Genomic DNA, 25,970 nt, shown 5'->3' with positions numbered 1-25,970 from the left:
TTCTTTCAGACTGTAGAGCTATATAAAAAAACGCCGGAAACTCGGCGTTTTTTTATCACGAAATAAAAATATAGCCATATAGGTTATAAAAATATTTTGTCAAATTGATACCGGCAAATATATTCAATTTTCATGTAAATAAACAATTACGAAATTATAAACTATAAAGCCATTAGTAAGCTAAGTAAGTATGTAAGACTTAAATTATAATGAAATTGATTCGCATTTTAGACTAAGTCATGTGGAATATTATTCTTATCTACGGTTAATGTTATCGTGTTTGATTCATTTCTCATTCAATAATGAATAGAAAGGGTGCAATAAATGCACCCTTAGTTGGACCAATTAAGCCATAAACAGGCTGTTATTTATTGCGGGTAAGGTACCCAGTCGCCACCATTAAGTCGAATATAGGATTTACCCTGATATTGCATCACAATGGCATTATCATTTTCTGATACTACAGCAGTTTCCGGCAGCCCTTGTGTCAAGGTTTGCCAATCAATATTCGGTGCAGTGAATATCTTGCCATCAACCATCCGCGACACTAATTCAGAGACCGCCAGATAGCTACTTGGCGCGCTAACCACTACTGGGCTGGCAGGTTGTGGAGCCTTCATACCAATCAGCTTAATCCCCACCGGAATGTGGGTGATGCTAGGGCTTGGGATATCCCGCAGGCCAGACATCTGCATTTTATCACCGACCAAGGCGGCACCATGTTCAGGTACCAACACCACCATGACTTTACGACCTGATTTCTCCAACTCGTCAAAGAAAGTGTCTAACTGGTCAAAGAGAATCTTGGCTCGAATACGATAGTCGACCATTTTGTTGGTGCTGGCGGAACGGTTCCCATCGTGTAATGGAATGATATTCATGAAGGTTGCGCTACGGGCATCGCCCCCTTTCTTCTGCTCGGCTAGCCAGCGATTAAGTAGCTCTAGATCATTGTAAATCGGCTCACCATCAAAGGAGGCTAATTGGTTACTGATACCCGCCTGTGACATCAATGGCGCACGCATATTGCCCTCATCCTGCAGGTTTTGCAGATATTGGCCAAAGACACCAGAATGATCCATCATCAGCTGGGAGGTAAAGCCAAGTTTTGCTAAATTATCAAGCAGATAGCATTGTTGGTCCTGTGGCTGATACAGATCTTTGTGAGATGACTGGCCGCAGCTGGCGCGCAGCAAGCGGATAGACGCCGGGCCACTGTAAGCGGTGGCAGAGTTAAAATTCTTAAACAGAATATCGAACTTACTCCACAGTGGGTGTTTATCCAGCTGAATAGCTTCAATATCTGACCATGAGAGTGAACAGATATTAATAACTAATAAATCAAAGGGCTGTGCGTCTCCAGGCAGTGATGCCGGGAATGTCGTACGGCGTGTTTTCTCTTGCTCATAAAATGCATTTAGATAAGCGGCTAAATTGGCATCGGTTGGCGGACTACTGGTGACGACGGGGCTACTGCCAGGGGTGGCTTGCCCTGTATCGATTGCGGTTGGGTTAGAGGTTGCTGGCGCTAATGTTGCCGCTGTTTCAACGGCGGGTGTCAGTGAGAAAGCCGGCCCGGCAATATCAACGATATTCAGCCAAATCATGGCTGCAACGACAAAAACAGTGACGCGAATCCATTGTGAGATAAACAGGTAGCCGACCAGAATGACAAAGGCCGTGCCGATCATCGTCCAGTTAATAAAACGATTAAATAATTCAATTAGATAGCTAAGACTAAAGCCAGTCACCTGCGAGCCTTGGCTGATAATGCTGTTGATACCCGGTAGCCAAGTATCGTGATAGAGCAGGCCGATACCAATGGGGATTGCAATCCAGTGACGCCAGCGATGGACTCGATACGACGGGATCGGGAAGAGCAGGAAGGCAAGAAACACCAGGTTAGCCAATGGATGGAAGTTAAGGTAACCAAACCACAATAGGGCAAATTTTAGCAGGAAATAGTAGTTCCATGCACCGAGACCGCGCCAATAGCGCCAAGGGTTCTGCGACTCTTGCTGTTTATTTTTTGCGTTCATGGTTATTTCTTATTCTGTGAAGAGGAGTCATCACGCAACCAGATCCCTTCTGATTTTAAATAGCGCGCGGATAAGAATAAATGTTGTTTTTTCTCCCACCATTTCGGGAATCGACGGCACGCCATATAGCCGAGCGGGAAAGAAATCACCGCGCCGAGCAGCAAGATTTGCCAAATGTCGTTGAGATTCATTGAGCATTCTCCTTGTGATGGCCGATAGTCAATGTCAGTGGCTCAGGAATATGTCGGATGACTTCGGATTGCTCAGTCCGACTGGTTTCTTGTGTATAGGTTTTCTTCTCACCAACTGCCTGCCGTGCATCGGGAGAGTTCATCCGATGCATCTCCGAGATGATTTCTTCATCTTGATACCACACCATCCGGTTACTGAATGCTTCGGTCACCGGTAGGCGGAAAATATGGCTCAGTGCGGTATCCAAGTCATTGACTCGACAGGTAGATAGGAACAAGACCAGACGGTTATCAGACACGGTCACCACATCACCATAGCGGCGTAAATGGCATAGAGTCAGCGCCTGACGTGCTTGTAGCCCAGGAACGGCTCGTAGCGCCACCAATACGCCCTTGCCATCTTCTGGCAGCAAAGTGTTGTTCATCAGTAGCAAAACCGATTGGCTGAACTCCACCGGCGGTAGATAGCCCTTAAGCTGTAGCGGGCGCAAAGCTTCCAATAACGCATTGATATCTTCAGGAACATGGCGTGAGAACCGCTGTCCCTGAATACCCTCTAACATGGTCAGAAAACGTGACAGCGGCGCGACGTGAGGCACAATTAGATTTGCCCCACAGGCCAGTAATAATCGCTCATCGCTGTAACGTAGGCTGGCGTTCATTTCACGCACGACAATCTTTACAGTATTGCCACGTTGGCGGCGTATGTTATGGATTTGATGAGCAATTTCGTCAATTTCTTCACTTTGGTTCAGCGCAAAAATTACGGTTGCGGCATGGGCACTCATCGCCCGCTGAGCCAGCGCTGCATTGCTCTCGAGCAATTGCCAGTTGGTCGATAGCGGCGGAGCCCCTTCCAGAATGCTGGTTTCAGCTAAATACAGATGTTCATCATTACGTGATTGTGGCAGCACTTGCTGGACTTCATCCGCCATGAACCAGCCTTGCTCATCTGCTTCCAGCAAGACCAGTTGATTGGCCGTCACCCCTTTCTCGGTGCTCCACCAAGACACCACATACTGCGCATTATCCTGCTGCCATTGTAGGCTGGCCAAACCTTGTAAATAGCGGTGCTGACTGACCAGCTGATTCTTGATTTTATTGATACCAGAACTGTGGCACAGCACCAGTAACGTGCAGTTCTGAGCATCCAACCATTGTTGGATATGCCGCACCCACTGTTGCATCTCTTCACTGGTAAATGTTTGCCACAAACTCGCCGGAGCAAACAAGATAAAAAGCCGCTGTTGCGGGCGTAGCGCGCGCATTAAATCGTTGGTCAAATGCTGTAAGGCTTTCTTTTGAGCAGGTAATGAAAACAGCGGTAATTTTTTTGGGCCAGAATGCTCAATATTTGTGAGTAATTTTTCAGGTTTTAGTCCTGAGCAAATCAATGCGGCGCGGGTATTTTCAGATTGGTTACGAATAAGTTGCTGACAAAGTAAATTGGCATCAATTTGACGTTCAATATTGACCCAATAGAATCCAGGTGCCTGCATTACGGCTAATTCATCCCAGATTTTTCGAACACCTAAAGAGAAAGATCGTGACATAGATTATTTATCTGCTTTCGTTAAAGTGCTATTGGGCCAATCACTGGATAAATTCAAAGAACAATTGTAACATTGAGATAAGTATTAACCAATGTCCTTACCTTGATATTAATCTAAGGCTCATCTTACTAGGGAAAAGTATACTCCCATATTTGTTTTACTTAATTACCATAGCCTATTTTCTGAAGGCGGATAAATGAAGACTATAATAAATCGATTTCATGAGAAAACTTCACTTGAAGCTCAGGATGATCTACTAGCATTAAGTCAGGCCTTTTCATTACCCACATTAAGTTATATCGATATTGTCCGTCAGGAACGATTAACCCAAATGATGGCCCGTTGGCCATTGCTAGCTGAACTTGCACAATCTACCCGGAGTGAATAGTTTATGCCGGTACTGGCGTTACAAGGAATAAGAGGGGGCATTGGTACCACATCGGTCACCGCCGCTCTTGCGTGGGCCTTACAACAACTGGATGAGTCAGTTCTGGTTATTGATTTTTCACCGGACAATTTGCTGCGGTTGCATTTTAACATGTATTTCGAGCAGCCCCGTGGTTGGGCTAAAGCTGAGATTGATGGTGAAGGCTGGCAGCAAGGTGCCATGCGTTATACCGAGAAGCTGGATTTCTTACCGTTTGGCCAGTTAACTCGCGCAGAAAACGAACAGCTCGGCGCATTATTACAACAAAAACCGCGTCAATGGCAAAAGAATCTGTCTGAACTACAAGCCAGTAATACCTCCCGTTGGATTTTATTGGATATCCCTGCCGGTGACAGCGTATTAACTCGTCAGGCTCTGGCGCTGGCTGATCTTGTGCTCATTGTGATTCATGCCGATGCCAATTGTCACATTCGTCTACATCAGCAAGATTTACCTGCCGGTAGTCATTTCCTGCTCAACCAATTCTCTGCTGGCAGTCGTTTACAACAAGATTTACATCAGCTTTGGCTGCAAAGCCTCGATAAATTATTACCGACATTTATTCATCGTGACGAAGCGATGGCGGAAGCATTGGCTGCCAAACAGCCCTTAGGTGAATACAGTGCGCAAAGTCTGGCCGCTGAGGAAGTTATGACTGTGGCGAATTGGTGCCTGATTAATGTTGCGGAAAGTGGCCTATGAACCGCTTGATGCGGATGTTGTTTCTGACCCCAGTTTATCAGGGGATGCGTCGCCGCTATCATCACTATATGCAGCAAGGCTGTACTGTCCTCACGGCATTTCTGACCACATTGATTGTTCCCTTGTGCTGGGTATTTCTGCGCCTTGAGTCCCCCAGTTGGCAGAGTGTGATACAACATCGCACATACTGGTTTCCGCAGATTTCACCGAATCGCCCACGTCTGGGTGATAGCTTGCGTTATTTGTTGTAAGGGATTTGGCTATTATTAACCCGCCCGGCATCACTTCATGAGAAGCGGCGTCAACCTGTTGCAGCTAGCAAAGGTTGGGTCAAAAACAAAAGACAGGGTTATATCAGTTGGTTGGGAAGTATCCCTGAGCGCTTTGAACTTCAGCGGATAGAGCAATCGGTCGCGACTCGGCTAAGCCAGCTCTCAAGGCGAACCCGCCGTATCCTGTTTATTCTTTTAGGTATTTTCACGGGCATTTTGGCTTTGCTGTGCATTTCGCAGCCATTCGGTATGCTTGCACAGTTTGTCTTTGTTTTACTGCTCTGGGCAATTGCCATGGTGGTGCGGCGTGTACCGGGACGTTTTCCTACTCTGATGTTGATTGTGCTGTCATTGACGGTTTCCTGCCGCTACCTGTGGTGGCGTTATACCGAAACCCTTAACTGGGATGACCCGGTCAGTTTGGTGTGCGGTTTATTGCTGTTGTTAGCCGAAACTTATGCCTGGATAGTGCTGGTGTTGGGCTATTTCCAGACTATCTGGCCGCTCAACCGTCAGCCGGTACCTATGCCAGATGATATTAATAGCTGGCCCACTATTGATTTGATGGTACCGACATACAACGAAGACCTTGGCGTGGTGAAACCAACGATTTATGCCGCGCTGGGGATTGATTGGCCGAAAGACAAAATCAATATCTATCTTTTGGATGACGGCAACCGGCCGGCGTTTAAAGCGTTCGCTGCAGAAGTTGGTGTGCACTACATTGCCCGGCCGACTCATGAACATGCCAAAGCGGGTAACATCAATAATGCCTTGAAGCAGGCTACCGGTGAGTTTGTTGCTATCTTTGACTGTGACCACGTGCCGACGCGCTCTTTCCTGCAATTAACGGTTGGCTGGTTCTTTAAAGATAAAAAGCTGGGCATGATTCAAACGCCACATCACTTTTTCTCTCCCGACCCTTTTGAGCGCAATTTAGGGCGTTTTCGTCAAACACCGAATGAAGGCACGCTGTTCTATGGTTTGGTGCAAGACGGGAATGATATGTGGGATGCCACTTTCTTCTGCGGTTCCTGTGCGGTGCTGCGCCGTAGTGCTTTAGATGCAGTAGGTGGGATTGCGGTGGAAACGGTCACTGAAGATGCCCACACCTCATTGCGGCTGCATCGCAAAGGCTATACCTCAGCGTATATCCGCATCCCACAAGCCGCTGGATTGGCCACAGAGAGTTTATCTGCCCACATTGGGCAACGTATTCGCTGGGCGCGGGGCATGGTGCAAATCTTCCGACTGGATAACCCCCTGTTTGGTAAAGGGCTGAAATTAGTCCAGCGCTTATGTTATGCCAATGCCATGTTGCACTTCTTATCCGGTATCCCACGGCTGATCTTCCTGACTGCGCCATTGGCTTTCCTGCTGTTGCATGCATACATCATCTTTGCCCCAGCATTGGCGATTGCGCTCTATGTTTTGCCACATATGATCCACGCCAGCCTGACCAACTCCCGACTGCAAGGGAAATATCGCCATTCGTTCTGGAGTGAAATCTATGAAACGGTGTTGGCTTGGTATATTGCCCGCCCAACGACCGTGGCGCTGCTCAACCCACATAAAGGGACGTTTAATGTCACGGCAAAAGGAGGCTTGGTTGAGGAGCAGCATGTGGACTGGGTGATTACTCGTCCGTATATAACGCTGGTTCTGCTGAATTTGGCGGGCTTGATTGCCGGTTTATGGCGCTTGGGTCATGGCCCCAGCACTGAAATCATGACGGTCATCATCAGCCTGGTGTGGGTTATCTATAATATGACGATTTTAGGCGGCGCGGTAGCGGTGGCCGTAGAAGCTAAACAAGTGCGTCAGTCACATCGAGTAGAAATTGCCATGCCTGCCGCCGTAGCACGCGCTGATGGGCACTTATTCTCTTGTACCTTGCTCGACTATTCTGATGGTGGGGTGGGGATTGAGATGCGCGAAGCCGGGTTATTGAAAGATGGCGAGGCGGTGCAATTGCTGCTGAAGCGGGGGGCGCAAGAGTATACCTTCCCCTGCGAAGTCACTCGTGCTTTCGGCACTAAAGTTGGGATGCGGATGCATCAACTGACGGTGGCACAACATATTGATTTTATACAGTGTACCTTTGCCCGTGCTGACACATGGGCGCTATGGCAGGATGGCTTCCCAGAAGATAAACCGATTGAGAGCTTGCGCGATGTGTTGGCGCTCGGTTTTAGAGGTTATGTCCGTATGGCCAGCTATGCCCCACCGGTAATTCGAAATGTATTGGTAGGATTTACCTCCCTGATTGCCTGGATTGCATCATTTGTACCCCATGGCGTGGATAAAAATCAGGCTCCGAGTAGCCAGGGCCAAACAGTGGCTCAACATTGATGATGATATGATGACGAGAAAAATAACCTGGTTTACCGCGCTGGCTTTGGGATTGACGCCATTCACCCATGCTGAAACGCCGGCAATGCCGTCGCCTCAATCGGCGGTTTCACCTCTTGGCTCACCGCCACCGGTAGTGCAGGATCCTGCTGCTCCGGCGGTACTTACCAATATGCCGGCTCGGGATGTGGTCTACACCTTTGCAAAAATTGCTCCGCCACCGGGGACATTCTCATTGCGTGGCACCAACCCGGAAGGAGTGATTGAGTTCGGTGTGCGCAGTGATGAAGTGGTCACCAATGCGATGTTGAATCTGGAGTTCACACCATCGCCTTCGCTGAGCCCGGTAGAGTCACAGATAAAAATCTTCCTTAATGATGAATTGATGGGTGTTACGGCCATCACCAAAGAGCAATTGGGTAAACCGAGTAAAGTTCAGTTACCGATTGATCCCCTCTATATCAGTGATTTCAACCGGTTGCGGTTAGTGTTTATCGGCCATTATCCAAGCACTTGTGAGAACCCGGCCAGTAATACACAGTGGTTGGATATCAGTAAGTCCAGCTCATTGGATCTGCGCTATCAATCACTGGCCGTCAAAAATGATTTATCCCATTTCCCGGAGCCTTTCTTTGATATCCGAGATAATCGCTCGCTAACTTTGCCAGTGGTTTTTGCCGCCTCGCCTGATGTGCCGCAACAGCGCGCGGCCTCTATTTTGGCGTCGTGGTTTGGTGCTAAAGCGCAATGGCGTGGGCAGAATTTCCCAGTGTTGTATAATCAACTCCCCACTCAGCATGCTGTCGTGTTCGCGACCAATGCGCAGCGCCCTGATTTCTTGAAAGATTACCCGCCGGTCAAAGCGCCGACGGTAGAAATAATCAGTCACCCGGATAACCCCTATGTGAAGCTGTTGCTGATTTTGGGCCGCGATGATAACGATTTGATTACTGCGGCACAGGGGATCGCGCAAGGCAACATCTTGTTCCGTGGGCAGAATGTTACCGTAGATAAGGTTGAGCAACTGGCACCACGCTTGCCTTATGATGCCCCTAACTGGGTACGGACTGATCGTCCGATGACATTTGCCGAGCTGCAGCAATATCCGGATCAACTGCAAACTATGGGGCTGTTACCGCCGCCAATTTCATTATCAATGAATTTACCGCCGGACTTGTTCCTGATCCGCAGCGCTGGTATCGATATGCGCTTGAAATATCGTTATACCTCAACGCGTCAGATGGATGGTTCCCGCTTAAGTATCAGCCTGAATAATCAGTTCGTGCAGGACTATCCACTGTTGCCCAATGCTGCGGACGACAGTAAAATTCTACGTCTATCTTTGCTGCAAGGCTTACAAGATACGGCGAAGCGGCTAACCATTCCGGCATTAAAACTGGGGGCGACCAACCAGCTCCGCTTTGATTTTGATTACAGCACCTTGCTGGCGAACGGCGCAGAAGGGCGATGTGAAACTTATGCGATGGCACCCAATCACGCGGTGATTGATGGTAACTCGACGATCGACTTCTCCGGTTACCGCCACTTTATGGAAATGCCTGATTTGCGGGCGTTTGCCAATGCCGGTTTCCCCTTTAGCCGCATGGCCGATCTCTCCGAAACACTGGTGTTAGTGCCGCCAAAACCGGCTCCGTCACAACTGACCACGCTCCTGAATGCGGTAGGGAATATCGGTGCGCAGGTAGGGTATCCAGCAGTGGGTATCAATATCACTGATGATTGGTCACAGGCGAAAGACAAAGATGCTGATGTGCTGATTATCGGAACCATCCCACCTGAGTTGCGTGATGACAAGCAGATTAACTTGCTGGTGGATCAAACTCAGAGCTGGGTAAAAATGCCAAACCGGCAAACTGGTTTGCCGGGTATGCTGGCTCCAGAGTCAGACTGGGCCGCAGACAGCAAGGCGACAGTGAGCTCAGAAGGGGCGATGTCGGCCATTATCGGCGTGCAGTCACCTAGCTTCCCACAACGCAGCATTGTCGCGCTATTGGCGGATAGTCCACGTGGCTATAACTTGCTGAATGATGCATTGCTGGACACCGGTAAACGTGAGGCGGTATTTGGCTCGGTCGCGGTTATTCGTGAGTCGGGCGTCAATAGCCTGCGGGTTGGCGATACCTATGATGTCGGTCATTTACCTTGGTGGGAGCGCATTTGGCACGCCTTATCTACCCATCCGTTGCTGCTGGCTGGCGTGGCGGTGTTGGTCGTGATTGTGGCTGCAATGATGGCCTGGCGCGTGTTACGCCTGATTAGCCGTCGTCGGTTATCACCTGATGAGAGAGATTAATTTTGATGGTCGTGATGGTTAAACGACTGGTATGCACCCTGCTGTTGCTGGCCAGTTTTGGTACGACGGCTGCTTGTGATTGGCCTGAATGGCAGCAGTTTAAACAAAGCTACATCAGTGATGGTGGGCGGGTTATCGACTCCAGCAGTCCAAGGCAGATAACCACCTCTGAAGGACAGAGTTATGGGTTGTTTTTTGCTCTAGTTGCTAATGATCGAGAGACATTCGACCGTTTATTAACCTGGACTGAAAACAATCTGGCGGCGGGCGATTTAACTGCCCGCCTGCCCGCCTGGCTATGGGGGCAACACCAGCAACATCACTGGGATGTTTTGGACCCGAACTCGGCTTCTGACGCCGATTTATGGATTGCTTACAGCTTACTGGAAGCAGGCCGTTTATGGGATGTGCGCCGCTATAAGACCATGGGTACCTTGCTGTTGCAACGCATCGCCAAAGAAGAAGTGGTCAATATCCCAGGGTTGGGTGAGATGCTCTTACCGGGCAAAATTGGTTTTAGCGATGATGATCGTTGGCGGCTCAATCCAAGTTATTTACCGCCACAGTTGCTGGCGCGTTTTTCTTCTCTAGCCGGGCCGTGGAAAGAGATGATTAAAGTCAATCAACGGTTATGGCTGGAAACGGCACCGCATGGCTTCAGCCCCGATTGGGTGGTATGGCAAGCAGGAAAAGGTTGGCAGCCGGATGAAACAAGTCCAAACGTTGGTAGCTACGATGCCATTCGCACCTATCTGTGGGCGGGATTGCTCTCCAATAATAGCCCGCAAAAAGCCGCACTTATTCAGCATTTTCAACCAATGGCCGCAGTCACCGAGCAGCAGGGTGTGCCACCAGAAAAAACCGATACCAGCAATGGCAAAACCAGTGGTGATGGGCCAGTAGGATTTTCCGCCGCATTACTGCCATTTTTAGCCAGTAGCCCAGCTCCGTTTAATAAACAAACATTTAGCCAGCAACAAAAACGAGTGCAAGATTCACCTCTGGGCGCAGATGCCTACTACAGCGCTGTGCTGACACTGTTTGGTCAGGGATGGGCGCAACAGCGCTATCGTTTTAATCGGCAGGGTGAGCTTCAACCCTCATGGAACACTCAATGCGCAACATTAAAATAAACTGGCTGTTAGGCCTGGCGCTGTTGCCTCAAGCTTTTATCGGTGTTGCTTTCGGGGCTGAATCTGTCTCGCCGACTCAGTTTTTGTTAGAGCAGGTGCGGTTAGGTGAAGCGACCAACAAAGATGAATTGGTTAAGCAGTCACTGTATCGCCTGAACATGATGGATCCAAATAACCCTGAAGTTGTGGCGGCGGGAATGCGTCAGGCACTACGGCAAGGTAATCAGGCTGCTGCACAAGCACAGCTCGATAAGTTGCAACAATTGGCGCCAGACTCCGATGTTTACCGGCAGGCGAAGCTGATGTTGGCGCTGACCAAACCGGAAGTACGTCAACAGCTGCAAGAGGCTCGTCTGCTGGCAACCGCTGGGCGGCTCGATGAAGCTAAAGTGAAATACGACCAACTACTGCAAGGCCACCTGCCAACATTGGATCTTGCCGTGGAATATTGGCGGCTGGTGGCGCGTTTACCGGGCCAGGAGGCGCTTGCCACCGAGAAGCTTGCTTCACTTGATCAACAATCTCCCGGCAACATCACGCTGCGAATGGCACTGGCGCGCTTGTATTTCAGTCAACAGAAAGCTGACCTTGGCTATGCCATGTTGGCAAAAGTGGCCGCCAACCCTGCCGGGGCGTCGGATGCTGCCAATTTGTGGATGAACACCATTAAAGAGATGACGGTCAGCCCACAGAGTGTTGCTGCACTGACTCACTTCCTTGAGGTATTTTCAACCGGTCCACAGGCAGATATTGCTCGAAAAGAACTGGCTGATCAGCAAGCTATGTTGGCTGACCCAACTTATCAGGCTCGTATAAGTGGGTTGGCAAAAGTTGAGAGTGGTGCAGGGACTACCGCCATCCCGGCATTGAAGCAAGCGCTGGCCGCTTCGCCTAATGATCCCGAATTGCTGGGGGCGCTAGGTTTGGCATATGCCCGAGGCGGCGATCGAGCACAAGCATTGCGTCTGTTTGAGCAAGCACAAAAAGTCGATACCAATGGACAGAAAAGCGATAAGTGGATCAGTTTGATCAAGACTAACCGCTACTGGTTGCTTAGTGATCAAGGCGATAAAGCGTTGAAAGCGGGTGATATTGCGTTAGCCCAACAAAAATACCAGCAGGCGAGACAAATTGATGGCAGCGACAGCTATGCATTGATTGGTTTAGGTGATGTGGCTGTTGCCCGCCATGATGATAAGAGTGCGGAACAGTACTATCAGCAGGCGCTACGACTGGACCCGGCCAACAGTAGTGCCGTGCGCGGATTAGCCAATATTTATCAACGTGAATCGCCACAAAAAGCGCTGAACTACCTGAATAATTTGCCGCGTAACCAACAAGTCAAATTGCGTGACACTTTAGATAGCCTGCAATTGGATATGTTGAAACAGCAGGCTGAAGCCTTGGCGGCACGGCAGCAGTGGCATTTGGCGGCAGAGAAATATCTGGAGGCGCAAAAGAGAGCGCCAGATGATGTCTGGATAACCTACCGACTGGCGCAAGCATTGGAGCAAGACGGTCATTTGGCTCAGGCAGATGCTCAATTCCATCAACTGGTAAGCCGTAAACCGGGCGATCCTGAGCAGGTCTATGCCTATGCGCTTTATCTGTCCAGTACTGAGCGCGACAGCCAGGCACTGGCGCATTTGGACACTTTGCCAAAGGCACAATGGAACGATAATATCCGTGAATTAGACCAGCGTTTGAAATTAGATCAAGTACTGACTTTAGCTCGCCAGTTGCGGGGCAGTGGCGATGAAATCGGAGCAATAACGGCATTGCGCCAGCAACCGGCTAACACGCAGATTGACTTGACGCTAGCTGACTGGGCACTAGAACGCGGTGATTACAGTGAAGCGCTGGCGGGTTATCAGCGAGTTCGTACCCGCGAGCCGGAAAACCCTGATGCGCGGTTGGGTGAGATAGAGTCTTATATTGCTGCAGGCCATCTCAGCGATGCACGACAGCATTTACAAAGTGAGCCACTGACGGGGGAAGGCGCCAGCTTAAATACCCAACGTCGGCTAGCCAATGCCTGGAGTGGGGTGGGGGAGCCACAAAAAGCGGCAGATATCTTTCAGCGGTTGAAACCGGAAGCAGCTAAGGCGCCGTCACAAGATAATGCGCTGGTATTTCGTGACTCGGCCCGTTTGGCTAAATTACAAGGGCAACCTGCGGGTGCGCAAGATGACCTCAAACATGCCATGGTTGCCAGTGGTATCACGCCAACACTTCCGGCAGATAATGATAGCTATACCTTGCTGACGCGTAATCAGGTTACTGATGATTGGCTCAAGCGGGGCATTCGTGCTGATGCCGCTGACCTATATCGCCAGCAAGATACCCGCGTCACACTGGATCATGATTACCTGCATTCCAGTGGCACCGAAGGGATTTCTGATCTCAATGCGCATAACACCATGCTGCAAGTGGATACTTCACTGGCTGATGGTCGGGCCTTCTTCCGAACCGATACCATTCAGATGGATGCCGGTACCTTTGATAAAGATACACGATATGAAGCCGGTACTTGTTATCAAACGCTAATCCCTTGCCAGGCGGATATGCATCAGCGGGCAACTGGCACCAGTGTGGCTGTGGGTTGGCAGAATGACTACTGGGCTACAGATATCGGTACCACGCCGATGGGGTTTGAGGTTGTCGATGTAGTGGGCGGGCTGGCCTATAGCAACAGTTGGAACCATATCGGCTGGACAGCCACAGCCTCACGGCGGCCAATATCCAGCTCGTTACTGGCTTTTGCCGGTACGGTAGACCCGAATACCAACGTCACTTGGGGTGGCGTTCGTGCCAGCGGGGTCAGTTTGGGAACCAGTTATGACCGGGGTGAAGCTAACGGGATCTGGAGTGACTTAAGTTATCATTATCTAACCGGGAAAAACGTGGCTGATAACCAGCGGCTGCGCTTTATGACGGGTTATTACTACAAGCTGATAAATGAAAGTAATCGCCGTTTTACTGTCGGCTTGAATGGTATGTGGTGGCATTATCAAAAAGATCTCAGCGGCTATACTCTGGGGCAAGGGGGTTACTACAGCCCACAAAAATATCTGTCACTAGCCATTCCAGTAAACTACCGGCAGCGCACCGATAACTGGTCGTGGGAGCTTGGTGGTTCAGTGTCTGTTTCACATTCCGCCACTAGTGACCGGGCGCGTTATCCACTGCAAAATCTGTTGGAAAATAGCCTCCAGACTATTCCCGATCGTGGTAAAACCGACTTTGGGGAAAGTAGTAATGGTGTCGGTTATACCTTACGAGCTTCGATTGAGCGCCGCTTGAGCTCGCACTGGACATTGGGAGCCGGGGTGGATATCCAGCAAGCGAAGGACTATACCCCCAGCCACGCACTGATCTATTTGCGCTACTCAATGGCGGGATGGCAAGGTGATTTGGATATGCCACCGCAGCCATTAGTGCCATACGCAGACTTTAAATAATCAGTCACCAGTGCTGATTTGTATTAAAAAACCACGTCAGAGCGAGAAATCCCTCTCTGACGTGGTTTCTCGGTAGGAAAAGACCGAAACCCACGGTATTCTTGCCCCCCGGTTTGTTATCACAGATAAAATCTGAAGTTGATCGAGTATACTCAGACAGAATCGACGAGTAGCCACCAATCTGTGGCAACCACTTTAATTTTATTCAGTAGGAATTGGCGGAGAGCGAGTTTGCGGGTAAGGCGTTCATTAACGATTAAGCAAATGGCGGCAGTGGCGGTTGTGGCACTGGTAACCATCTGTATTTTTATCGTCCTTCAGTTATTCCACTTTGTGCAGCAGCGCAAAGATGATTACGCCAAGCAGTTGGAGAGTATCGCTTATTCTGTTCGCCAGCCGCTGTCCGAAGCAATCTTGAGTGTGGATGTTCCACAAGCGAAGAAAATTCTCAATAGTTTGTTACCCATTGGTATTCTCAGCCGCGCCGAAGTGATATTACCGAATCAAATCCAGGTATTACACGCCAGTTTCCCCACCGAGCGGCCGGTACCCGGCTGGGCGAAGCGCATTTTTTCCCTGCCGGTACAGATAACCGTCCCGTTATATTCACTAGAGCGAGTCTCTGCCAATCCGCAGCCACTGGCGCATTTAGTGTTACGGGCGGATTCATTCCGTATGTATCAGTTTATTCTCAGCGCATTGTCGGCGATGCTCTCGACCTATCTGTTGCTGGCTTTAGTTTTGTCAGTCTCCATTGCCTGGTGTATTAATCGCCTGATTATTCACCCATTACGGACGATGGCGAAAGAGTTGGAAAAGATAGGCAATCAAGGTGTGTTACATCACCAACTGACGTTACCTGCCTACCATCAGGATGATGAATTGGGTGTGTTGGTGCATAACTATAATCGTAATCAACAACTGTTAGCCGAGGCTTATACGGATATGAGTCGTATCAATGGCACTAAGTCGTCTACGTGGCATAAAGCACCGAAGCAACTGATGCGGGAACATGACATTTTACAGGCGATTGAACATCGTGATTTCGTCCTGTTTTTACAGCCGCAATGGGATATGCAAGAGCCGCGAGTTATTGGTGCAGAAGCACTATTACGTTGGCGTCAGGCAGATGGTAGCTATCTCTTGCCTTCGGAATTTGTCCCTGACGCGGAAGAAAACGGTGCGATGATCCCGCTGGGAAGTTGGGTGCTGGAAGAGGCATGCCGCATTCTGGCCGACTGGAAGACACAAGGAATTACCTTATCGCTGGCGGTTAACATTTCCGGCTTGCAAGTACAATGTGACCATATACTGACGCATCTAACGGCCATAATGAGTCGCTATAGCATTGATCCGCGCCAATTGGTGTTGGAGATTACTGAGACAGCCCGCATTCATAACCTTGATGAAGCGCGAAGGTTACTGTGTGAGTTACGAGGGCTTGGCTTGTCTATCGCTTTGGATGACTTTGGTACTGGGTACTCCAGCCTACAGTATCTTAATCATCTGAAAGGTTTGCCAATCGACATGATTAAGTTGGATAAAATCTTTGTGAAGCATTTGCCTGAAGATGACGCAATGGCACGCATCATCGGCACTATTTCCGACATCCTAAAGCTACGAGTCATGGCTGAAGGGGTTGAGACAGACGAACAGCGCCAGTGGTTATTGGAACACGGTATCCATTGTGGACAGGGCTTTTTGTTTTCAGAACCGTTACCCCGAGAAGAGTTTGAAACTCGCTATACCCCTCGCCAATAACAGAACAGTATGGTGATGGTTACGACCCATCCGAGTCATTGATTCGTGTTAGTAACCCTTACATATACTGTCATCAACTCATCAAGATTCACTCTTTTTCCTTTCTTTTACCGATTATTCTGGCTCAACCAGGGTTCTAGGGATGGATATCAGGATTTTTATCTGAGTAGGATAATTCAAAACATTATATTTTCTTATGTTAAAAGTAGGTTCCTTAAAATAAAAAATACCCCCATTTACCTATTCTGAACTGTATATTTATGGTTTCTTCATCATCGTAAATAGAGGGGTTGTTCTCTGTTATATCAGAGTAATTAAAATTGATAATAATAACTAAAAGAAAATATTAGACTGACATTTATACCGCCTGTTAATACCGACATACCGTACTCCTCCCGATTCGTCAAGGCTATTTTCGTTACAGGAATTCCCGCCTGAAATAACGTCAATCCCTTGCCACGCCTGCGATATAACAGAAATATTACAGAGGAAAGACATTAGTTAAAACTATTTACTTTGAACCTTGTCACATAAATGGATATTTGTTTTATTAATTTCGAACTATTGGTTATGGATCTCGGAACTTAATATCAAAATAAATAGAATGACGTTTCATTGTTGTTTTTTTATTTATCATAATAATTAATGCCCTTTATTAAAATAAGGTGACTGTAATGAAATTTAAATTATTATCTCTGGCAGTGGCATCACTTATCAGCGTCAATGCAATGGCTGTAACTATTGACTATCGTCATGAAACACAAGACCAAAGTGGTAACAACCATAAAGACCGTTTATTAATGTCCCATCGTTTTGCTAATGGTTTTGGTTTATCTCTTGAAGGTAAGTGGAAAAGCGCTAGTGATAAGGATAAGCCCTTCCATGAAGGTGTGAGTAATGGCACTGAAGTGGTTGCCAGCTATGTATATAAAATTGACCAGACATTCTCTATTGAACCGGGCTTCTCATTAGATTCAAGCTCTACAGCTAACAGTTATCGTCCTTATCTGCGTGGTAAGGCAAATATCATTGACGATCTCTCTATTTCATTACGTTATCGTCCTTATTATAAACGCACCAGCGCCAATATTAATACCAAGAAAGACACATCTGAAAATGGTTATAACCTGACGAGTGTCCTCAGTTATAAAATCAACAAAGATTTCCAGTTAGATTATGAGTTGGATTACAAACAAGCCAATAAAGCCGGTGTCGTCCTATCGGATAATGAGAATTACGATTGGACCCATGATTTTAAATTAACCTATAAGTGGGATAAGAATTGGTCTCCCTATATGGCTATCGGTAATGTTTCCGGCAGTAAAACCACTGACGAACGTCAAACTCGTTATCGTGTAGGGGTTAAGTACAGCTTCTAATCGATTTGAAATAATAAAAACCTGACCTCAGGGGTCACACCTCGCTATAACGATTTTTGACAGGTAACAACGTAATGAAAAAAAGAGCGTTATTTTTGAGTATGGCAGCGTTGACAACGCTGTATATACCCACCGGACAGGCAGCGGAAACTGACCGCCTCACTGTGGTAAAGCAGTATGTCGATAATGTGCTAAATAAGGCATCAGATACTTACCACGGTGATAAGCCCAGCCCGCTATTGGCGGATGGTGTTGACCCCCGAACCGGGCAGCAATTGGAATGGATATTCCCTGATGGCCGCCGGGCAGTGTTATCAAACTTCTCAGCTCAACAAAATCTGATGCGTGTGATGAGTGGCCTAAGCCAACTGAGTGGTGATGAGCGTTATCAGAAACGGGCAGAAGATATTGTTCGCTATCATTTCCAGAACTATCAAGATCCAAGTGGCTTACTGTATTGGGGGGGCCACCGCTTTGTTGATTTAAAAACCCTGCAACCCGAAGGGCCGAGTGAAAAAGAGAAGGTGCATGAGCTGAAAAATGCTTATCCCTACTATGACCTGATGTTCAGTGTTGATAGTGATGCCACAGCTCGGTTTATTCGCGGCTTTTGGAATGCCCATGTTTATGACTGGCGCATTCTTGAAACCAGCCGTCACGGCGAGTATGGCAAGCCAATGGGGGAGTTGTGGAAAAGTCAGTTTGAGCAGCAACCGCCTTTCTTTGCCACTAAAGGCCTAAGTTTTCTTAATGCGGGTAATGACCTGATTTATTCGGCGTCCTTACTCTACCAACACCAGCAAGACCAGGGCGCACTAGTATGGGCTAAGCGTTTGGCCGATCAGTATGTATTGCCACGTGATGCCAAAACCGGCTTGGGGGTGTATCAGTTTACCCAAGCTCTGAAACGTGAAGAACCAACCGACGACGCCGACACCCATTCTAAGTTTGGTGATCGTGCTCAGCGCCAGTTTGGACCCGAGTTTGGTCCGGCAGCACTGGAAGGCAATATGATGCTCAAAGGGCGCACCAGCACCCTTTATTCTGAAAATGCTTTGATGCAGTTGCAGTTGGGTAAGGACTTGGGGCCGCAGGGGCAGGATTTACAGAAATGGACGGTGGATGGCCTGAAAGCTTTTGCCAAATACGCTTATAACGATCAGGACAATACTTTCCGCCCAATGATCGCTGATGGGCAGGATCTATCGAATTACACCCTCCCGCGTGATGGTTATTACGGCAAGAAAGGTGCGGTATTAAAACCATACAAAGCAGGCAACGAATTCCTGATTTCCTATGCGCGCGCTTATGCTATCGACAATGACCCATTACTGTGGAAAGTGGCTCGTGGAATTGCTAATGACCAAGGGCTGGGTGATATCGGGACGGCACCAGGCAAAGATGTGAAGGTCAAGTTGGACACTACTAACAGCGACCCATACGCACTGTTCGCCTTGCTTGATCTCTACAGCGCCAGTCAGGTCGCCGATTATCGGTTATTGGCAGAGAAAATCGGCGATAACATCATTAAAACTCGCTATATCGATGGCTTCTTCATGGCCTCTCCAGATCGTCAATATGCTGATGTCGATGCTATAGAACCTTACGCTTTATTGGCACTAGAGGCCTCACTACGTAATAAACCACAGGCAGTTGCACCTTTCCTTAATGGTGCTGGTTTTACCGAAGGGGCTTACCGAATGGACGATGGTTCAGCGCGGATCTCAACCCGTGATAATGAACTGTTCTTGCTCAATGTGGGTGAGAAGCTGCAACCGAACGGCCGTAAATAGTCCCGACAGCGGCCCGTGCTGGGGCCGCTGTTGGTAAAAGGTGCCGAGCTGTGACTTCCCAGGGTTGCATGCCCGGCGCTTTTACCCACGGGTTCTCATTGTCGTGATAAAAAGGATAGGTTGATGAAAAAACAGGTTTTAGCCACATTTCTGCTCGGTTCGCTGTTCTGTGCATCGGGTTATGCCGCACAGATTGTTGCTGTGACGGCATCCGGTTATGACAGTGAAAAAGGCCATGTGCCAGCCAATATCGCCGATGGTGATGTTAAAACACGTTGGGCAGCATCAGGAGAGAGTTGGGTCCAACTGGAGCTGGATAAAGAGCAATCTATTGAAAATATTCTCATCGTCCCTTTTAAACCAACAGAACGTAAGTTGAAGTTCTCCATCGCTTATTCCAGTGATGGCAAAAGCTGGCATCCACTGGCGGAAGGATTGGAGACCTCTACTGCTGATAAGAATGGTGAAAAGCTGACCTTTGCACCCATTACAGCCAAATACATCAAATTGGATACCTTCGGTACCGATGTGAATAAGTGGAGTGCAATTAACGAGATCGCCATTAATAGTGCCGCCGCAGTGCCTAGCCGGCCTATCAAATAACGCTGGCTGACATCACATAACGGCCCCCTTCTTTCCAGCCAAAAAGGGGGCAATAACTGGCAAGATATCCCACTCAAAAATCCATCTACTCTGTCGTTCTCTTACCGGCTTATTACGCCTTTTCTTTCCTGTCTTGCCATTAACCATTTTTGGTTAATTGTCTGGTTGATCTCACTGCATTTCCGTCGTTGCGTTCGCTTGAAGCGTTTCAGTTCTTAATTTCGCATTTAGGGTGCAATCCAGTGCAACTAATAATTTCCATATTGTTATGAGGGTGTTATTTTCCGCGCAAGCACGGATAAAAAAGAAGTGTCATTCAATTATCACTGAGAGCAAAGCGACAGGCTGCCGTGCATTTCTCCAAAAGGACATAGTTATGAAAGTTTCAATTTTTAAAAGTCTTTATTTTCAGGTGTTAACGGCGATTACATTGGGCGTTTTATTGGGCCATTTTTATCCAGATCTCGGCGCTCAAATGAAACCTTTGGGTGATGGATTTGTTAAACTAATTAAAATGATTATCGCACCCGTGATTTTCTGTACTGTCGTAACTGGTATCGCGGGTATGGAGAGTATGAAAGCGGTTGGCCGGACCGGTGCGATAGCGCTGCTCTATTTTGAGATTGTCAGCACCATTGCATTACTGATTGGCTTGGTGATTGTTAACGTAGTGCAACCCGGTGCGGGCATGAATATCGATCCAGCAACACTGGATGCCAAAGCGGTTGCACTTTATGCCGAACAAGCCTCGCAACAAGGAATTATCCCCTTCCTGTTGGACATCATTCCTGGCAGCGTAGTGGGTGCCTTTGCTAGCGGTAATATTCTACAAGTGCTGCTGTTTGCTGTGCTGTTTGGTTTTGCCTTGCATCGTCTGGGTGAGAAAGGGCAGCTTATTTTTAATGTTATCGAGAGTTTCTCACGAGTTATCTTCGGCATCATTAATATGATCATGCGCCTGGCACCGATTGGGGCCTTTGGTGCTATGGCCTTTACTATCGGTAAATACGGCGTGGGCAGCTTAGTGCAACTGGGGCAGTTGATTATCTGCTTCTATGCCACGTGTATCCTGTTTGTGGTGGTGGTGCTTGGCTCTATCGCGAGATTCAATGGTTTCAACATCTTCAAGTTTATCCGCTATATAAAAGAAGAGTTGCTTATCGTGTTAGGTACTTCCTCGTCGGAGTCTGTGCTACCGCGCATGCTAGACAAGATGGAGAAAGCGGGGTGTAAGAAATCAGTGGTAGGTCTGGTTATTCCGACCGGCTACTCATTTAACCTGGATGGGACCTCCATTTACCTGACCATGGCAGCCGTATTTATCGCGCAGGCGACCAATACCCAGATGGATCTTATTCACCAAGTCACCTTGCTGGTGGTGCTGTTGCTTTCTTCGAAAGGTGCAGCTGGGGTGACGGGCAGTGGCTTTATCGTGCTGGCGGCCACCATTTCTGCGGTGGGCCATTTACCATTAGCAGGACTGGCGCTGATTCTAGGTATCGACCGCTTCATGTCTGAAGCCCGCGCTCTGACCAATCTGGTGGGGAATGGTGTTGCAACCATCGTAGTCGCTAAATGGTGCAACCAGCTGGATAACGATCAGTTGCAAGCTGTGTTATCAAACAAAAACCCACCTAATAGTGAGATGAAAACCGGTGTTTCATCTTCTTGAAAACCGTAACAAAGAATGAGGTTATTTGTCGGATGACACCACGATTCCTCCTAAAATAACGATGGGTTCTTAAATCAATACCGGTGGCTTAGGTCACCGGTAGCCCTCTGCCAGCACGCCCCGCGACATTATTTCTTATGTAAATTACCATTTCGATACTATTTTTTACTCTGATGAGTGACATCGGCAAAAGCATGCGGTCTAACAGAATGGTACACTCCCACCTCACGAGTGACTTACGCAAAATTGTATCGTTTATACCCGCAGTCATAAGGGTTAAGATTGGATAGTTTATTAAGTAGGGGTTCACATGCAGGGCACCAGAATTCGTCTTATAGTGGGTGGATTATTGTTGGTCGCGGCCAGCAGTAATGTGCAGGCTGAGACACTACAACCCGACCCTGCTTGGCAGCAGGGAAAATTAGAAAACGGGTTTTCATGGCAGTTGCTGGCGACGCCGCAGCGCCCTAGCGATCGGATTGAATTACGTCTGGTGGTTAATGCCGGCTCATTATCTGAAAGCGCACAACAAGTTGGTTTTGCCCATCTGTTACCACGCTTGGCATTAATGAGTAGCGCGAGTTTTACTCCTGCCCAACTTCAGTCGCTGTGGCAGCAAGGGGTCGATAGTGAACGCCCATTGCCACCGGCGATTACATCTTATGATTTCACCTTATATAGCTTGAGCTTGCCCAATAACCGCCCTGATTTGCTGAAAGAAGCATTGGCGTGGCTATCCGATACCAGTGGCAAGCTGGCCATCAGTGAACAGACCGTGAATGCGGCATTAAATAGCGCGACCGATCCTATTGCGACGTTCCCGCAAAATATTCAGGAACCTTGGTGGCGCTATCGGCTTAAAGGCTCCTCTTTGATTGGGCATGATCCAGGCCAGCCGGTAGCAAGGCCCGTCGATGTCGAGAAGCTGAAACAGTTTTATCAGCAATGGTACACCCCAGATGCAATGACGCTTTATGTGGTCGGCAATGTAGACAGCCGCAGTATTGCTGCTCAAATCAGCAAAACTTTCGCTGAACTGAAAGGGAAACGTACCACGCCAGCCTCTATTGCGATGTTAGCGCCACTGCCACCAGAGCCCGTGAGCTTGATGAGTGAGCAGGCGACACAAGATACGTTATCACTGATGTGGGATACCCCATGGCATCCTATTCAGGATTCAGTGGCGCTAAGTCGTTACTGGCGTAGTGATTTGGCCCGTGAGGCACTGTTCTGGCATATCCAGCAAGTGTTGGATAAAAGTGATCAGAAGAGTCTGAAGTTGGGCTTTGATTGCCGTGTGCAATATCAACGTGCTCAATGTGCTATTCACTTGAATACACCGACTGAAAATCTGACGTCAGGAATGAGTTTTGTGGCTCGTGAATTGGCAAACTTGCGTACCAAAGGGCTAAGTCAGGCTGAGTTTGATGGATTAATGGTGCAGAAAAATGACCAACTGAGTAAGTTGTTTGCCACCTATGCCCGTACAGATACCGATATTCTGATGAGCCAACGTCTGCGTTCACAGCAAAGCGGTGTGGTGGATATAGCTCCGGAACAGTATCAGAAGCTACGGCAGACCTTCTTATCTGGCCTGACGTTGAGCGAACTGAATCAAGAGTTGAAACAGCAATTATCGCAAGATACCACGCTGATTCTGACGCAGCCCAAAGGCGAGCCAGAAGTGAATGTGAAGGCATTGCAAGATGCGTATAACGCGATTATGACCCCTCACACTGTGGTGCCAGAAGGGGTTGCACCGGTTGTCAGTGCTGCGGAAGTTGTACCGTCAACGCCAACAACGGCGCAGTAGACTCTTGAGCGGCTACTGCACTTTACCTTTTTAGGAATGCGCAGTAGCCACTATAAGAAAACGTTTAATCAGACCGCTGGCATTGCCGCCAGTGGAATGATGGCACCACGATATTGAATAACGGTGCTGGCAGTTAAATGACCACGCACTGCTGCGTCGTGGGCACTGCCACCGGTCAGACGAACAGCCAGATAACCCGCGCTGAAAGAGTCCCCGGCAGCTGTTGTGTCGACCACTTTCTCTTTCGGTAGTTTCACTGCCGGAACATCGTATTGGTGAGCTTCAAAACCCTCTTTTACCCAGACGATGCAAGAGTCTGCGCCACGTTTGACAATAATTTCACTGACCCCCAAAGCCTGAGTGCGGGAAATGACCTGCTCCAGTGGCTGCTCGCCCCACAGCATATCTTCATCATCCAATGTCAGGAACGCGATATCAGTGCAGGCCAACATGTCACGGTAAGCTTCCTGCGTCTCTTCTTTGCTCTGCCACAGACGTGGGCGGTAGTTGTTATCAAAGATAACTTTGCCACCATTAGCACGACAGGCACGCAGCAATTGCAGCAAACGCTGGCGTGAAGCGCTGTCGAGAATCGCCAGGCTAATGCCACTGAGATACAAATAATCAAATTTTTCCAGACGTTGGCAGATTTCATCGGCCTCTGGGCTGGTCAGCCAGAAACGTGCGGCAGCATCGTTACGCCAGTAATAGAAAGTGCGTTCGCCGGTGCTGTCGGTCTCGATGAAATAAAGCCCTGGTAATTTACTCTCCATACGCTGAATAAGATCAGTGTGGATTTTCTCCTGCTGCCAGGCTGCTAGCATCTCTTCACTAAAGCTGTCAGTACCCAATGCGGTCACGTAATGCACATTCAGGTCCTGCTGCGACACCTGACGGGCAACATACACCGCTGTATTCAGCGTATCACCGCCAAAGCCCCGGCTAAGGTCGGTACCTTTTTGTGACAGTTCAATCATGCATTCGCCGATAACGGCAATATTTTTGCTGGTCATGGAAAGCTGGCCTATTCCTGAATTGTGAATCAGTGGTGGGAACGAAATAGGGTTAGTCTCACTGCTGGCTTAGTCAGAGTCAATAGTATTAAAACGACGTTTTAAATTTTTTATGATATAGGTCGGGAAACTGGCAAGTTTCCCGCGATTCAGAACCTCATTGTGATGATTTTCGCAGGTCGGTGACGCAGTGTCCGCCAATCCCCCAATTATCCGTATCTACTTCATCAATCACAACGACGGTAGTGGCAGGGTTTTTCCCAAGCGTATCGACTAAGAGCTGAGTCACTCCGGCGATCAGCTGTTTTTTCTGCTCCGCTGTCGCCCCTTCGCGAGTAATTTTAATATTTACATAAGGCATGTTCATCTCCATTAACACTAATGGCATTATTGAGTTAACTACTGTAGATGGCTTTAATGTGCCGCGCCAGCGCGCTTGGAAGCAATAATCTGTGATAACGCTATATAAAGTTCTGGTCGCGCGAGTCGATAACATCTCCAGAAGGAAAACCGTTTATAACAGGATGTCATCAGGCTGTCGGCAATATCAATTGTCACGACTGTCTGGTGTCCTGAAACATGGCGACTAAACTGATGATGACCAATAAAGTATCAGGTTTACTTGCGCCATCCTTTGCCGCTATTGATCGAAATAAAGGACAGAGCTTCTGGCGGCAATGTCAGCGTCGGTACACTTTTCAACCTATCTATCGTACCTCAGGTGCGCTGCTGGCGATCGAGCTGCTGACGGCTGTTTTTCATCCTTCATCGCCGGATACTCGTTTGAATCCGGAAGATTACTTTAATGCTATCAGTATCCGTGCCCGGCTGGATGTGGTGCTGGAGCAACTGAATATGGTTAAGCAGTGGCACGCGATATTTGTCCATCACTCGGTGTTAGTCTCTATCAATATTGATGGTCAGGCATTGATGGCGATGCAGGATGACCGGCAGGCCAAGTTGTTGATCGATGCTATGCCATACATTCGTTTTGAATTGCTTGAACATGTTGATACTTCTCTCGATACCCCCTTTGCCCGCATTGCTGAAGCTGACCGATTGTGGCTGGATGATTTTGGCAGTGGGCTGGCGAATTTCACTTCATTTATTAGCTGGCGCTATGAATACATCAAAGTTGCCAGAGACCTATTTATCGTGCTGCAAGAAAGTGATGTCGGGAACCAACTGTTTTTCACTTTGATCACCTTAATGGGCCGTTATAGTAAAGGGGTGATTGTTGAAGGGGTGGAAACTTCGCAAGAGTGGGCAATGGTGCAACGCTCTGATGCGGCAGCCGCCCAAGGTTATTATCTCTCCCGACCGACTCCATTTGATCGATTACAAACACTTCCAATGCTGTTTTGTGGTTAATGTTTCCTGAGCAACAGCCCATCGACTATAGTTAACGTTATCTTCTGAATCTGCACCCATAATCGGTTAAGCCCTTTTCTAACCGATTTTTCAATTTAAATACAGTGAACTGACTCTAGTC

The 25,970-nt window shown here is 48.3% G+C and carries 17 protein-coding genes and 1 pseudogene; 13 read left to right on the top strand and 5 right to left on the bottom strand.

The genetic code is table 11. The features are described from left to right. Positions 1 to 368: 368 nt before the first annotated feature. From bcsG to bcsE, 3 genes are read right to left on the bottom strand one after another with little or no spacing between them, the layout of a single operon-like run. A complete protein-coding gene (bcsG, locus tag DJ58_RS09705) occupies positions 369 to 2,039 on the bottom strand; it encodes a cellulose biosynthesis protein BcsG (RefSeq protein ID WP_004707193.1) in 1,671 nt (556 codons plus the stop codon). Between the two features lie 2 nt (positions 2,040 to 2,041). After that, a complete protein-coding gene (gene bcsF, locus DJ58_RS09710) occupies positions 2,042 to 2,230 on the bottom strand; it encodes a cellulose biosynthesis protein BcsF (protein ID WP_032910543.1) in 189 nt (62 codons plus the stop codon). Continuing rightward, a complete protein-coding gene (gene bcsE, locus DJ58_RS09715; RefSeq protein WP_004707191.1) occupies positions 2,227 to 3,783 on the bottom strand; it encodes a cellulose biosynthesis protein BcsE in 1,557 nt (518 codons plus the stop codon). Before bcsE ends, bcsF begins: the two co-directional genes overlap by 4 nt. Positions 3,784 to 3,979: 196 nt before the next feature. Between bcsE and bcsR the strand changes: the two genes are divergently transcribed. The 12 genes and pseudogenes from bcsR (at position 3,980) to DJ58_RS09775 (ending at position 23,465) form a co-directional block, all read left to right on the top strand. Next, positions 3,980 to 4,171, top strand: a complete 192-nt coding sequence (gene bcsR, locus DJ58_RS09720) for a cellulose biosynthesis protein BcsR (RefSeq protein ID WP_004707190.1) — start codon at positions 3,980 to 3,982, stop codon at positions 4,169 to 4,171. A 3-nt stretch (positions 4,172 to 4,174) separates the two neighbouring features. After that, a complete protein-coding gene (gene bcsQ / locus DJ58_RS09725) occupies positions 4,175 to 4,912 on the top strand; it encodes a cellulose biosynthesis protein BcsQ (RefSeq protein ID WP_004707189.1) in 738 nt (245 codons plus the stop codon). Further along, a pseudogene (gene bcsA / locus DJ58_RS09730) lies at positions 4,909 to 7,536 on the top strand (UDP-forming cellulose synthase catalytic subunit). The gene bcsQ and the pseudogene bcsA overlap by 4 nt, the downstream one beginning before the upstream one ends. Before the next feature lie 10 nt (positions 7,537 to 7,546). After that, positions 7,547 to 9,850, top strand: a complete 2,304-nt coding sequence (bcsB, locus tag DJ58_RS09735; protein ID WP_032910603.1) for a cellulose biosynthesis cyclic di-GMP-binding regulatory protein BcsB — start codon at positions 7,547 to 7,549, stop codon at positions 9,848 to 9,850. 5 nt (positions 9,851 to 9,855) lie between these two features. Next, positions 9,856 to 10,983 carry a cellulose synthase complex periplasmic endoglucanase BcsZ gene (gene bcsZ, locus DJ58_RS09740; protein WP_004707185.1) on the top strand — a complete coding sequence of 376 codons (1,128 nt, stop codon included), beginning with the start codon at positions 9,856 to 9,858 and terminating at the stop codon, positions 10,981 to 10,983. Continuing rightward, the gene (gene bcsC / locus DJ58_RS09745) at positions 10,965 to 14,444 is read left to right on the top strand and encodes a cellulose synthase complex outer membrane protein BcsC (protein ID WP_032910541.1); all 3,480 of its coding nucleotides are present in this window, start codon (positions 10,965 to 10,967) and stop codon (positions 14,442 to 14,444) included. The genes bcsZ and bcsC overlap by 19 nt, the downstream gene beginning before the upstream one ends. A 231-nt stretch (positions 14,445 to 14,675) precedes the next feature. Beyond that, on the top strand, positions 14,676 to 16,205 hold the full coding sequence (locus DJ58_RS09750; RefSeq protein ID WP_072186957.1) for an EAL domain-containing protein: 1,530 nt from the start codon (positions 14,676 to 14,678) through the stop codon (positions 16,203 to 16,205). 674 nt (positions 16,206 to 16,879) lie between these two features. Then, on the top strand, positions 16,880 to 17,584 hold the full coding sequence (locus tag DJ58_RS09755) for an oligogalacturonate-specific porin KdgM family protein (protein WP_004707182.1): 705 nt from the start codon (positions 16,880 to 16,882) through the stop codon (positions 17,582 to 17,584). Positions 17,585 to 17,658: 74 nt separating this feature from the next. After that, positions 17,659 to 19,377 (top strand): pectate lyase, encoded by a 1,719-nt coding sequence (locus tag DJ58_RS09760; RefSeq protein WP_032910540.1) that lies wholly within the window; start codon positions 17,659 to 17,661, stop codon positions 19,375 to 19,377. Positions 19,378 to 19,500: 123 nt separating this feature from the next. Further along, entirely contained in the window at positions 19,501 to 19,980 is a 480-nt protein-coding gene (locus DJ58_RS09765; protein WP_004707180.1) for a discoidin domain-containing protein, read from the top strand. A gap of 376 nt (positions 19,981 to 20,356) precedes the next feature. Further along, positions 20,357 to 21,652, top strand: a complete 1,296-nt coding sequence (locus DJ58_RS09770; RefSeq protein WP_004707179.1) for a dicarboxylate/amino acid:cation symporter — start codon at positions 20,357 to 20,359, stop codon at positions 21,650 to 21,652. 310 nt (positions 21,653 to 21,962) lie between these two features. Next, on the top strand, positions 21,963 to 23,465 hold the full coding sequence (locus DJ58_RS09775) for a M16 family metallopeptidase (protein WP_032910539.1): 1,503 nt from the start codon (positions 21,963 to 21,965) through the stop codon (positions 23,463 to 23,465). A gap of 68 nt (positions 23,466 to 23,533) precedes the next feature. Here the strand turns inward: DJ58_RS09775 and kdgK are convergent, their stop codons facing one another. Continuing rightward, positions 23,534 to 24,478: a 2-dehydro-3-deoxygluconokinase gene (kdgK, locus tag DJ58_RS09780; protein WP_004707177.1), complete on the bottom strand. Its 945-nt coding sequence runs from the start codon at positions 24,476 to 24,478 to the stop codon at positions 23,534 to 23,536. 157 nt (positions 24,479 to 24,635) lie between these two features. Beyond that, a complete protein-coding gene (locus DJ58_RS09785; RefSeq protein ID WP_032910538.1) occupies positions 24,636 to 24,839 on the bottom strand; it encodes a 2-hydroxymuconate tautomerase family protein in 204 nt (67 codons plus the stop codon). Positions 24,840 to 25,057: 218 nt separating this feature from the next. Between DJ58_RS09785 and pdeH the strand changes: the two genes are divergently transcribed. Continuing rightward, entirely contained in the window at positions 25,058 to 25,849 is a 792-nt protein-coding gene (gene pdeH / locus DJ58_RS09790) for a cyclic-guanylate-specific phosphodiesterase (RefSeq protein ID WP_004707175.1), read from the top strand. The last annotated feature ends 121 nt before the right edge of the window (positions 25,850 to 25,970 follow it).

Source organism: Yersinia frederiksenii ATCC 33641 (assembly GCF_000754805.1).
GTDB classification, from domain to species: Bacteria; Pseudomonadota; Gammaproteobacteria; order Enterobacterales; family Enterobacteriaceae; genus Yersinia; species Yersinia frederiksenii.
Note: the sequence above shows the minus strand (reverse complement) of the source record. Positions and strands in the feature narration are given on the sequence as shown.